The 10,895-nt window shown below is 44.0% G+C and carries 12 protein-coding genes and 1 pseudogene; 5 read left to right on the plus strand and 8 right to left on the minus strand.

All coding sequences use genetic code 11. The annotated features are described in order from the left end of the window. Positions 1 to 623 precede the first annotated feature (623 nt). Both QTN95_RS18935 and QTN95_RS18940 read left to right on the plus strand, forming a co-directional pair. Positions 624 to 854 carry an ANR family transcriptional regulator gene (locus QTN95_RS18935; RefSeq protein ID WP_331418581.1) on the plus strand — a complete coding sequence of 77 codons (231 nt, stop codon included), beginning with the start codon at positions 624 to 626 and terminating at the stop codon, positions 852 to 854. A 115-nt stretch (positions 855 to 969) separates the two neighbouring features. After that, positions 970 to 1,138, plus strand: a pseudogene (locus tag QTN95_RS18940) (IS5/IS1182 family transposase); the annotation flags it as partial. Between the two features lie 144 nt (positions 1,139 to 1,282). Here QTN95_RS18940 and QTN95_RS18945 read toward each other — a convergent pair. Together QTN95_RS18945 and QTN95_RS18950 are read right to left on the minus strand one after the other, a co-directional pair. Beyond that, on the minus strand, positions 1,283 to 1,882 hold the full coding sequence (locus tag QTN95_RS18945; RefSeq protein WP_331418582.1) for a hypothetical protein: 600 nt from the start codon (positions 1,880 to 1,882) through the stop codon (positions 1,283 to 1,285). Further along, positions 1,879 to 2,193, minus strand: a complete 315-nt coding sequence (locus tag QTN95_RS18950) for a hypothetical protein (RefSeq protein ID WP_331418583.1) — start codon at positions 2,191 to 2,193, stop codon at positions 1,879 to 1,881. The genes QTN95_RS18945 and QTN95_RS18950 overlap by 4 nt, the downstream gene beginning before the upstream one ends. Before the next feature lie 94 nt (positions 2,194 to 2,287). Here QTN95_RS18950 and QTN95_RS18955 point away from each other — a divergent pair, with 94 nt between their 5' ends. Further along, complete coding sequence (locus tag QTN95_RS18955) at positions 2,288 to 3,958, plus strand: mechanosensitive ion channel domain-containing protein (protein WP_443088878.1); 1,671 nt, start codon at positions 2,288 to 2,290, stop codon at positions 3,956 to 3,958. 168 nt (positions 3,959 to 4,126) lie between these two features. On the opposite strand, the gene QTN95_RS18960 is transcribed toward QTN95_RS18955, so the two are convergent. The 5 genes from QTN95_RS18960 to gap form a co-directional block, all read right to left on the minus strand. After that, positions 4,127 to 4,483, minus strand: coding sequence for a hypothetical protein (locus tag QTN95_RS18960; RefSeq protein ID WP_331418584.1), 357 nt, complete (start codon positions 4,481 to 4,483; stop codon positions 4,127 to 4,129). 175 nt (positions 4,484 to 4,658) lie between these two features. After that, complete coding sequence (locus tag QTN95_RS18965) at positions 4,659 to 5,606, minus strand: ChaN family lipoprotein (RefSeq protein ID WP_331418585.1); 948 nt, start codon at positions 5,604 to 5,606, stop codon at positions 4,659 to 4,661. An 86-nt stretch (positions 5,607 to 5,692) separates the two neighbouring features. Continuing rightward, the gene (rlmA, locus tag QTN95_RS18970; protein WP_331418586.1) at positions 5,693 to 6,511 is read right to left on the minus strand and encodes a 23S rRNA (guanine(745)-N(1))-methyltransferase; all 819 of its coding nucleotides are present in this window, start codon (positions 6,509 to 6,511) and stop codon (positions 5,693 to 5,695) included. A gap of 150 nt (positions 6,512 to 6,661) precedes the next feature. Continuing rightward, positions 6,662 to 7,546, minus strand: coding sequence for a D-hexose-6-phosphate mutarotase (locus QTN95_RS18975; protein WP_331418587.1), 885 nt, complete (start codon positions 7,544 to 7,546; stop codon positions 6,662 to 6,664). Positions 7,547 to 7,712: 166 nt separating this feature from the next. Then, a complete protein-coding gene (gap, locus tag QTN95_RS18980; protein ID WP_138972391.1) occupies positions 7,713 to 8,708 on the minus strand; it encodes a type I glyceraldehyde-3-phosphate dehydrogenase in 996 nt (331 codons plus the stop codon). Positions 8,709 to 9,019: 311 nt separating this feature from the next. On the opposite strand from gap, the gene msrB reads away from it, so the two are divergent. Further along, on the plus strand, positions 9,020 to 9,448 hold the full coding sequence (msrB, locus tag QTN95_RS18985; RefSeq protein WP_443088879.1) for a peptide-methionine (R)-S-oxide reductase MsrB: 429 nt from the start codon (positions 9,020 to 9,022) through the stop codon (positions 9,446 to 9,448). A gap of 58 nt (positions 9,449 to 9,506) precedes the next feature. Here msrB and QTN95_RS18990 read toward each other — a convergent pair whose 3' ends face one another. Continuing rightward, complete coding sequence (locus QTN95_RS18990; protein ID WP_331418589.1) at positions 9,507 to 10,325, minus strand: DUF2989 domain-containing protein; 819 nt, start codon at positions 10,323 to 10,325, stop codon at positions 9,507 to 9,509. Positions 10,326 to 10,429: 104 nt separating this feature from the next. On the opposite strand from QTN95_RS18990, the gene QTN95_RS18995 reads away from it, so the two are divergent. Continuing rightward, positions 10,430 to 10,717: a YeaC family protein gene (locus QTN95_RS18995; RefSeq protein ID WP_331418590.1), complete on the plus strand. Its 288-nt coding sequence runs from the start codon at positions 10,430 to 10,432 to the stop codon at positions 10,715 to 10,717. The last annotated feature ends 178 nt before the right edge of the window (positions 10,718 to 10,895 follow it).

The raw sequence follows: 10,895 nt of genomic DNA on the forward strand, positions 1-10,895 counted from the left end.
AAACTTGTAAAAAGCGAAAGATATCGTCACTTGATACGCTTTCACGCATAGTCAATGCTGTTGTTCGTCAGCAGCCGTACCCAAATGTGCTCGATCTTAAACACACGAGTTTTTACCTAAACACTTAGTCAACACGGTGCTGGTGAACGTTTACTGTTGAAGAGTTAGGAAGTATTATCCAAAGCAGTCGTATCCTCGGTTGCTCCTGATTTAATTAAGACGGAGATTTGCGTGACAGATTGTGTTGTGTAAAGAAATGATTTAAGTATAAATTCTGACGTTAATATAAGAAATATCTGCTTAACATTGTTGTAGGAACGTGTATTTTATATGTTCAGGAGGTAACAATGGGCAAACAGCAGTTTCGATACAAAGGATTTGTAATTTCCTACTACGATGGACAATACCATCTTACGATCCGGGATGTTAAAAGCGGAAAGAACAAAACGTACAAGCGTCCTGAAATGCACTCATTAATCACAATCATTGATAACATCAGACGTTTTGAGACTCCTCCTCCCTCAAAACCTGAAACAAAGCGAGGCCGTTTTTGGACCAACCAAATAAAGTAAGCTTAATGATTGTTTTGATGTCGAAAGTTCATACTCTTTTATAGGTGAAAAATGCAGCTAGATACATTGACACAACTGTCTTACAACGAACTTTCACAGCAGGCAGCTCTATTTGAAAGGCAAAAGCAATGGAGTGCTGCGGCAGAGTATTGGCAACACGCCGAAGAGAAAGCCAAAAATGGAGACAATAAAAAATGGGCGGTTTGTCGAAAAGCGTTTTGTATCAATCGTTTTTATTACTCCCAACAATCAACAAAGCGACCAAATGTCATTGTTATTTAGCCGCTTGGTTGATTGAACGGTTTTGTATTAAGTGTTAACGGCTTCTTTCAGTGCTTTACCCAGTTTGAATGTCGAAACCTCGTTACAAAACAAATAACTGGAAGCAGTCTTCTGAGAACAAGGGCATCCTCGTAACTTAGCGGTAGGTTGCCAGAAGCTCTCCGGCTCCAACAAGAAGTGGAAAAGCGCTATGGCTACCATAAGCGCTCGCTATCATCACAGTGCTGAACAAGCTGACAGGACAAGGCATGCCTGAAAATCAGTATCGAGTACAATCCAGATAGTGCGCTCACTGAAACCAGAACCAATGCGAAACTCCTCTCTATGAATTGTCGCTTAGTTAACCGAGTCACTTGCCAGTCTCTGGATCTAACGGGGTACTACGATACTCTTTACCAGCTAAAATATCGTAGTGAATCACGGTGTCGCTAGACACTGTAAGCATTGAAAACGACTAAATCCGCTTGTTTATCCCTTATTTCTCCATTTGTATAAAAACTGCATGCTAAGCCAGATGACCACTCTTTTAAATATTCGTAATATCGAGTACGACAATCTTTGGCTTCAATTGTAGAATCTAAGTCTATCGGTTTGTTGTAATATTTTGTACCTGATTGGTAAATACGTAGTTGGGCAAAACCTACTGTATCAAATGCGTTATAGGCTTGAACTGTTATATCCCCCAAGGTTACTTCACAATCAAACGAGTCTTGATATTGCTGGAAAGGAATGCGCAATTCATACCTGTTTGGGTCGTTGGAGAAGTTATAAATCACATGCCATTTTACATCTGCACCACTTGACCAGCCGGAGTCGGCACTCCATGTTTTTGCCCCACATTGTGGACCACTTGCCCCCCATATTGCCCAAGCATCAATGGTGGCATCTGGCGGCTTGATACCTGAAATAGTGATATATGGCTCATCAGCCTCATCTCCCCAAATGTTGGGTTGGGAGTCATAATAGTACCAATAGCCAACCACCGTTAAACAAACCAAGACAATCGAACGCTTTGTGTTTTTTTTCATAATATCTGCTTCTTAACTTCTTCAGGTAAGGATTGATTAGACATCAGCAGTAAACTGAGCGGATACCGCTCAGGGTTGTTTAGAGTCGCGGTCAATTCGTGCCTGACCTGATGATGATTGTGCACTAATTGTTCGTTTATCGATATCTCTTGTTTTAAGCGGGCAAGATAAGCTTGATTAGTGGGCGAGTAGGGTTTGCCTAACGTTTCGGCTAACTCGTACTTAGCCTTCAAGGAGCGTTGTTGTAAATCGTCGATGGTATTTGAGAGGTAATTGATCGTGCCTTGATAATTGTCATTTACTATTTGCAATGTATTGACGATTAATAGGCCGTGTTTACTTGCCTGTGGTGTACACTTAAGACCTATTTATAAAAGAAACAAAGGCTTAATGGTTGAGGGACTAATGAAGCATTTATCTAGTCGAATTTGGTTGTGTTCCCTTTTGGGACTAATGGTTGTAGTGAGTGCATTCACCAGTTATTCCGTGCGAGCCTCGGCAGAGCCACCGTCTAAAGCTGAGCAAACCTTAGAAAAAATTAATTTAGATTTGAAAGAGTTATCCGATGCTCTATTGACCAGTACTGGGCAAGATAAGGATGCGTTGCAGCTTAAATTATTCCAGAAGAACGAAGAGTTGCGCTCGACACTAGCCAGCGCTATTGAACGTGATTCGCTTCCAAAGCAAACCTTGATTTCTCAAGTTGAGATGCAACAAAACTACTCACAGGGTGCCAGTGTTTATTTAGAAGGCAAAATCAAAGATCTTAATGAAAAGATCAATGGTGCCAAAGATGATGAACGCCTAGCTCTGCTCAATGATTATCAGGAATTACAGCACTACTTTGACAGCGTCATTGAGTCTAGCTGGCAGAACATTGAATGGTTGACCAAGCTCGGGGTGGATGAAACAGCTGCAACGGAAAATTTTCGCGACTTAGTGAGCAAGAGATTGCGCCTTATGTCAGCGTCTGTGGAGTATTTCAATCAGCAAGTCAATGTTGTGGGCAAACAGTTATCGGCTAGTCCGGAATCTGAAAAGTCGTCCTTACAGCTGTCTCAGCTAGTGCTTAAGCAGCGTATGTCGATTGCGGTTGAAAGCCTAAATTCACTGATTTCCATCGCTGACCAACTTGGTATTGATACGTCCGAGTATAAACGTTTGATGTTTGAAGTGACTGGCAGTATCACTCAGGACTTGTTTGATGGGCAGGTACTAATTTCGATCATTTCTCATTGGTCGACTAACATTTGGGATTGGCTCGCACATAATGCACCTCAGCACTTGTTCCAACTGTTCGTTTTCGCTCTGCTGTTGCTTGCGACCAGTATGGTGGCGAAGTTGACGCGCAAAGTGGTGAGTAAAACGGTCGTATCAAAGAACCTTAAATTATCACAACTGATGCAGGAATTTTTTGTCGGCATGTCAGGCAATATTGTCTGGGTGATAGGGATTTTGGTTTCGCTTTCCCAGATCGGGTTAAACTTAGCACCGGTGCTGACAGGTTTCGGTATTGCGGGTGTCATCATTGGTTTTGCATTACAAGATACCCTGTCGAATTTTGCGGCGGGTATGATGCTGCTTATCTATCGTCCATTTGATGTCGGTGACTTCGTTTTCGCTGGAGGTGTTGATGGTAAGGTGAGCCATATGAGTTTAGTGAATACGACGATTAAGACCTTTGACAACCAGATTATTATCATTCCGAATGGCAAAATCTGGGGAGACGTGATTAAAAACGTTACTCATGAACGTCTGCGTCGTGTCGACATGGTATTCGGGATTGGCTATGGTGACGATTTACTCAAAGCTGAGCGAGTGTTAACTGAAATTGTTACTTCTCATCCTTCAGTTTTACGTACTCCAGAACCGAATATTCGAGTCCATTGCCTGAATACCTCTTCCGTGGACTTTATTGTTCGTCCATGGGTCAAAACAGACGATTACTGGGATGTTTATTGGGATGTCACTAAAGAAGTCAAACTGCGTTTTGACAAAGAAGGCATTTCTATTCCATTCCCACAGCAAGACGTTCATTTGCACATGGTCAAGCAAACCCAGCTAGATCAAGAATAGACAGAGGGCGCATAAGTCGCGACGGCGACAAGAAACTAGCCTACTTGCAGGTGGGCTTTGTCCTAAGGGGAGTTAGCGCTGTAGCAAATAAGCGGGGCAGGTTGGCCGTATATCGATTGGCAACAGCCAATGCCTTGTAATAACAAGGTCTCTCTCTACTGGCCAAAGTTAAAGGATAGCCAGTAGGATTCCGCCTACGGTTGCCGCTGCGGAAAGATATTGCCCCGCAGAATAAGAACCGTCTTCCTCTTCTTTGATCTTATCTGGATGATCCATGCCTAACGCGCCGTGTGCGAACGACTCAACTTTGTCACCGACAGTTTTGTTCTCATTCTTCGCTTGTACGCCTTCTTTCTCAATTTCCTGTAGTGCAGCTAGAAGTGCCTTACCTTCCTCGGAAAGGGTTACTTTATTCTGCTCTACTTTAAGTGGAGCAGGGTTGGTGGTTGTACTAACTGCATTGGCTTGAGGTTTTACCTGCTGGGTTGGGGACAGCTTAGCTGGCTCCATTCCTACTGGGGTCATAATGATCTCCTTACATCATCCTCAGACAATATATCGGCTGCTTGATGAAAAACTTGTGCAAAATATGCGAGATTTGTATGAAAAAAGACCAAGCATAAACCGTGCCCAGTTATCACGTCGTTAATATTTTTTAACAAAGCGTAACGGGGGCATTGTTATCAAGCAAGAGCAGTGCCTATTTACAGATTAGCTGATCATTTCGTGTTGCTAAGTGCTGGAAGGCCGCGAGGCGGTTTTCTGCTTTTATGTAACGCGTCGGAGGCGCCAGTACGTGCAGGCGAAAATCACGATGATTATCAGGCTCGATAGTTGGCGAGCTTGTCGGTGTGATGACGACGATGTTGAGGCTAGGCATTCTTCGCAGTAAAGAGGCTTCGATTCCTAGACCTTGCTCAGTGTGAAACTTTCCTGCGATATGGATGATTTGATGACGAGGATTCTGCTTTAAGTAATCACTGATTGACTCTGCCATTGTTTCATCCCACGTGACTTGCGCTGCATATTGGCGCTCAGATTGTTCTGGTTTTCCATGATGCATAGATGCCATAAACTTCTCTTTGTAGGGGCTAGAGCCCGTCTCGATCTCTCGGGCAAGATGCTGTCTCTCTTCATTCGAGAGTTTGTCTAGATAGCCGATACCCTGACGCCCAATACAGCGCACGAGAGGTTTAGGAGCGTTTGATGCAATCACGTCCAGTGAATTCGATTTGGCGAACTCGACCAGTGCTCGGTAGTCGCTCTCATAGTTAGGCCAGCCATTGGCGGTTTTGATCAGGGTCTGCTCACCAATTTCACCATCAAGGTATGCATCCAATACTGACTGCTTGTCGCGTGCAAACTGTTCCATGGAGATCGTCAAGTGTGGGCTAGTGCGAAACAGCTGTTTGACGAGGTCGGTCTGAAAGCGGTGAATTGCGCTGTGTGTATGCCACTCACCCACCAGTATCACGTTAGCCTTTGTTAACGCGTCGGGTAGAGAATCGATTGAGATGGGCTCGTTGTCTGGACTATAGAGTTGGTAGTCATAGAAACTGACGACATCTTGTGACTCGTGAGCAGGGTCAGCAGATGAGCAGGCGGTAAGGGCAATAAAACTCAATAAAACAGCGATATACCGAAGCATGATAGCAGCCTCCATTAACTTGAGCGGTAATAGTAATGGAGACTGTGAATGAACTCAATAAAAATGAGAATAATTATCGATTTGGTTTATTGCTTGCGGTAAACCCGAATCATAAAGTCAGCCTCACACTCAAACAGTGTAGCCGATTTTAATTTTTCTCTAAGTGCGTCATCGGCTTTCCATGCAAATGGCGTCATTTGCAACAGGTCGAAGCCATCCCCATCACTCAGCTTCATCGTGTAGCTTAGCGTCTCTTGATGCTCTAGAGCGAAACCTTCGATCGCTTCCGTTTCTTCACTATGTAAGCGAACATCAGGGTAGATCTCTTCTCTCAACTGATAGAGATGACGACTGGCAGGTGTGACCGTGATTACGACCCCATTTTCCGTCGTAACTCGATTGAGTTCTTGAGCATGACAAGGAGCGTAGATGCGGAGTACGGCATCAAAACTACCTTCAGCAAAAGGCAGCCTATGGCTTGAAGCTACCGAAAACTGACAGTTTGGATAGCGCTTAGCAGCGTAACGAATCGCTACTTTAGAAATATCTAAGCCATAAGTCGCGGAGTTCGCATCTTGTTGCTTTAGTGACTCAGATATTGCAGTTGTGTAGTAGCCTTCTCCACAACCAATATCCAGTAAGCGATGCTCGCTGTTGATCAGCAGATCTGAAATCAAGTCTGCGACTCGTTGCTTCATCGGCTGGTAATGGTCTTTGTCGAGAAAGCGTCGACGAGCTTGCATCATCTCTTTATTGTCACCGGGATCTTTCGAGCGTTTATGCTGCACAGGCATCAAGTTGAGATACCCCTCTTTGGCGAGATCAAAAGAATGATTATTCTCACAGCGATAGGTACGCTCGCTGAGGGAGAGAGGGTGGTGACATAATGGGCAGGTGTAGGACATAACTGGCTCTAATCGATACTGAGTGGGCGAAGTTTATCAGGAAGCAGGGCGGCAGACTAGCGGTGACCTGACGGGTCTTTTAACGAGGTAGTAAGGAATTGATTTCGAGGAGAGAAAATGTCGCAGGACGTTATCCTGCGACAAAAGCTGTTAGTTTGCCGAAATGGTGGTCACTAACTCATAATTTTCGCCAGGTTGCAGCGATTCTCCTTGCTCAAGAGATTGAGCATGAAGGGTAGACTCAACACACAGGAAGGTTTGGTAGCCGTTGTCTGTCATGTCAGCCATAGATTTTGCGCCTTCTGCCCATGGGTTCCAAAGAACGGCTGAGTTATGCCCCTGATTCTCTACTTTGATGGTGCGATTCAGAACGGGATCTTGAACCAGAATTTCTTGCCCTGGCTTAGTGTAAACACGATCAATGGTGTCGGTGAGTTTGAGTACGTCACCACCTTGGCATCGTTTTCCTGCCTGTAAGCTATCTATGTACTCCGAACCCATACCTGTAGTTTGAGCCTGAGCGATGTCGCCAACGTTTAGATAAGTGTGTAACGCGCCAGAGAACATCCAAGATTTGTCGTCGGTATTGGTCACTTTTAGCGTGACTTTAAGCTGTTCCGTCACTTCAACAATCAGGCGAGCATCAAATTGATACGGCCAGATTGCTTGTGTCTCTTCATTATCGCTCAGGCCTAGCTCAACGATAACACCATGTTCATTTTCACGATGTTCAATCAGTTGCCATTGCGACGAGCGCGCAAAGCCGTGCGCGGGAGCGGCAATTCTGCCAAACCAAGGCCAGCAAACAGGAATGCCGCCACGTAGTGCTGCGCTACCATCAAAAATAGCCTCTTCGCTCATCCAGATCAGTTCAGGCTGACCAACTGGTTGAAACGAAACGACATGACCGCCGTGCAGTGCTATGCCTGCGGTGGCTTTATCATGAATAATGCGAACGATTTTAACCTTGTCTTTTTCAACGATAGTGACGTTGTCAGAAAGAACGGTTAAAGCAGGTAGTTGAGTTAAATTCATTCTATTGTCCCTGATGAGAGAAATTACATTCAACTGTCCACTCGGCAGCAATGAACAATGGGCTGTAATCTCGATAGTATTACCAAACCAACAGATACTAAAAAGGCGACTCAAGAGCCGCCTTTTCTTTAACGAAATTCTTCGCTAAACGCTGACTAAGTAAAAATTACTTAGAGATGTGAGCGATTAGGTCTAGAACTTTGTTTGAGTAACCGATTTCGTTGTCGTACCAAGATACAACTTTAACGAAGTTATCAGTTAGAGCGATACCAGCTTTAGCATCGAATACTGAAGTTTGAACTTCACCGATGAAGTCTTGAGATACAACTTGATCTTCAGTGTAGCCTAGAACGCCTTTTAGTTCGCCTTCAGAAGCTTCTTTCATTGCTGCACAGATAGCTTCGTAAGATGCGCCTTTCTCTAGGTTAACTGTTAGGTCAACTACAGAAACGTTAGCTGTTGGTACGCGGAAAGCCATACCAGTTAGTTTGCCGTTTAGTTCTGGAAGAACAACGCCTACAGCTTTAGCTGCACCAGTTGAAGATGGGATGATGTTCTGAGAAGCACCACGACCACCGCGCCAGTCTTTAGCAGAAGGACCGTCTACAGTTTTTTGAGTTGCTGTAGTAGCGTGAACTGTAGTCATAAGACCAGATACGATACCGAACTTGTCGTTAAGAACTTTAGCAACAGGCGCTAGACAGTTAGTAGTACAAGAAGCGTTAGAAACGATGTCTTGACCAGCGTAAGTAGCGTGGTTTACGCCCATTACGAACATTGGAGTAGCGTCTTTAGAAGGACCAGTTAGAACAACTTTCTTCGCACCAGCAGTGATGTGCTTACGTGCAGTCTCGTCTGTTAGGAAAAGACCCGTTGCTTCAGCTACTACGTCAACACCGATTTCGTCCCATTTTAGGTCTTCTGGGTTGCGCTCTGCAGTAACACGTACAGTTTTACCGTTAACGACTAGGTTACCACCTTCAACTTCAACAGTACCGTTGAAACGGCCGTGAGTTGAGTCGTACTTAAGCATGTATGCCATGTAATCTACATCGATAAGGTCGTTGATACCTACTACTTCGATGTCTGCGCGCTCTTGTGCTGCACGGAATACGAAACGACCGATACGGCCAAAACCGTTAATACCTACTTTGATAGTCATTATAGTTGCTCCACAACTTAATTTCTGATTAAAGATAACTGGTAGTAAAATTACAGAATCCAGTCAAAATCTGCAACAGATAATCGGACTTAACTTGTTTAAAGTCAAAAAAAAGCGTCGCTTTTTTTCACAATTAGTCGCAAATGGTCATGTTTTGAACGGATTACTGGTTTTTTCCCTAACCAGTTGACGTAAAATAGTTCAGATGTTGACAGCTGTGCTGAAAGTTTAACCATCCTGTCATGGTCTCAAAGTATGTGCTACAAAGGTTATTATTCGCAAGTTTTTCGCGAAAAAAGTCAGAATAAAAAATGAGAATGTGGAGATTTAAGCCCGTGAAACATAAGGTAGAAAAGGTTGTGAAGCCTGATGAATACTGGCGTGAGATGTTGTCTGATGAGCAATATCGTATCTGTAGGGAGCAAGGTACAGAAGCACCGTTTTCCGGTAAGTTACTGCATAGCAAACAAACCGGAGTTTACTCTTGTACGTGCTGCCAAGCACCACTATTCACCTCAGACAACAAGTATGATTCGGGGTGTGGTTGGCCTAGTTTTGATGCCCCTATCAATAGTGAGGCTATTCGCTATTTAGAAGATCTCAGTCACGGAATGGTGAGAATTGAGATTAGATGTGCAGCGTGTGATAGCCATCTGGGTCACGTTTTTCCTGATGGACCCAAGACGACAGGTGAGAGATTCTGTGTGAACTCTGTGTCGTTAATTTTCAACAATTCATAAAAATAGCGGTGATTTAATCACCGCTATTTGTTTTATCCTTTCAATTAATGGTTTATGGCTACTTAAACCTAGGGACGATTGATGCGTTAAATGTCCCGTTGTTCACCATCTCCTCTATCTTCTCTGCAATATCATCTAACTGGCTATAAGTACTGCTATCAAAACCGTATAGCAATTGCAGCTCACTTTCCGAAGCAATTGGTACGTTGAAGCGTTGCGCTACCATAGTCCAAATATACGCCTCTTCTTTATTGCCGAGTCGATAGGTGGTGCTCGCCAAGGATTTGAATATTTCAGTGTTAACTTTGCCGCGCTTAGTGAGTTCTAGTGCATGAACGAGAAGTTGTCGAGTTTTAGCTTGATCTCTGCTGGTATAGAATGTTGCCAAAGCATACTGCATCTCAGCCGTTTCGAGAGACGGTGTCCCTTCTAACTGCAAAAACGCTCGACGAGCAGGGTCGCTGCCGGTTTGACTCCATAAAAAATAGAGAGATTGAGGGGCATTGGATTTTTCTAGTCGGGAGACAATGGCCTCTAAGTCTTGGCCTGAGTTAATTAATGCATCAAAGCGACGTTGTTTGAGTCCTGACTGATCAATGGGTTGAATTTGAGAAGCAAGTTCGAGGCACTTCTTGTAGGTTGAAAGTAGTGCGTACTCTTTGATGTAGTTATCGTCGTTCGGGTTTTTCAGCACTTCGAAGCGATGCCATATTAGATCTGTCCGTGGCACTCGACACTGACCGTCTCCGACATTAAGTCGTTGGCATTGAAGCTCTGGATTATCATTACAAAGTTGTTCAGTATTCTTGTTTCCTTCAAAACAACCAGTGAGCGCAATACTGACGCTCAGTAAAGTGAGGACATTCGTTAGTTTCATATTATTATTGCTTGTGATCCGTTACGCTTATTATTAGCAGTTGCCTTGACTCAAGCTCCCAGCCAGTTAATGTTCGTCTATCATGATTGATTATAGGATAGACCATGGACGCAGAGCAGTTAATTAACGCCATCACACCAGAGGCATATGAGCGTCTACTTTTTGCTGTAGAAACAGGTAAGTGGCCTGAGGGTACCCCAATTTCTCAACAGCAGCGAGATTCTTGTATGCAGGCTGTGATGTTGTATCAATCTAAACACAATTCTGAAGCTCAGCACATGACGGTTGCCAAAGGTGGAGAGATTAGCTTTAAGTCTAAAGCGGAACTGAAGAAGCAATTCCAACAAGGGCAAGAGGATATTGTCCGCGTTAATCCTAATTTGAATGACTAACGCTTCAATAAACCAAAAAAGCAGGCACGATGCCTAATGCCAGTCAGTTAAGCTGACTGGCTTTCTTTTTATTGGGGTATTTCTTTGCCTTTGGTTTTATTGCTCTCGGATATATCCGCTCTTCTCGTTTAATGGGCAAGACATGGTGTATCGCCTCCTCTTGCAAGTGAGTAATGCG

The organism is Vibrio sp. M260112 (genome assembly GCF_036533775.1).
Lineage (GTDB): Bacteria > Pseudomonadota > Gammaproteobacteria > Enterobacterales > Vibrionaceae > Vibrio.

What these genes read in the sequence shown, in the direction of transcription:
- QTN95_RS18935 (WP_331418581.1), top strand. Translation starts at nt 624, where the DNA reads ATGCAGCTAGATACATTGACACAACTGTCTTACAACGAACTTTCACAG.
- gap (WP_138972391.1), bottom strand. Translation starts at nt 8,708, where the DNA reads ATGACTATCAAAGTAGGTATTAACGGTTTTGGCCGTATCGGTCGTTTC.
- QTN95_RS18955 (WP_443088878.1), top strand. Translation starts at nt 2,288, where the DNA reads ATGAAGCATTTATCTAGTCGAATTTGGTTGTGTTCCCTTTTGGGACTA.
- QTN95_RS18965 (WP_331418585.1), bottom strand. Translation starts at nt 5,606, where the DNA reads ATGCTTCGGTATATCGCTGTTTTATTGAGTTTTATTGCCCTTACCGCC.
- QTN95_RS18975 (WP_331418587.1), bottom strand. Translation starts at nt 7,546, where the DNA reads ATGAATTTAACTCAACTACCTGCTTTAACCGTTCTTTCTGACAACGTC.
- QTN95_RS18990 (WP_331418589.1), bottom strand. Translation starts at nt 10,325, where the DNA reads ATGAAACTAACGAATGTCCTCACTTTACTGAGCGTCAGTATTGCGCTC.
- msrB (WP_443088879.1), top strand. Translation starts at nt 9,020, where the DNA reads ATGAGAATGTGGAGATTTAAGCCCGTGAAACATAAGGTAGAAAAGGTT.
- QTN95_RS18995 (WP_331418590.1), top strand. Translation starts at nt 10,430, where the DNA reads ATGGACGCAGAGCAGTTAATTAACGCCATCACACCAGAGGCATATGAG.
- QTN95_RS18960 (WP_331418584.1), bottom strand. Translation starts at nt 4,483, where the DNA reads ATGACCCCAGTAGGAATGGAGCCAGCTAAGCTGTCCCCAACCCAGCAG.
- rlmA (WP_331418586.1), bottom strand. Translation starts at nt 6,511, where the DNA reads ATGTCCTACACCTGCCCATTATGTCACCACCCTCTCTCCCTCAGCGAG.
- QTN95_RS18945 (WP_331418582.1), bottom strand. Translation starts at nt 1,882, where the DNA reads ATGAAAAAAAACACAAAGCGTTCGATTGTCTTGGTTTGTTTAACGGTG.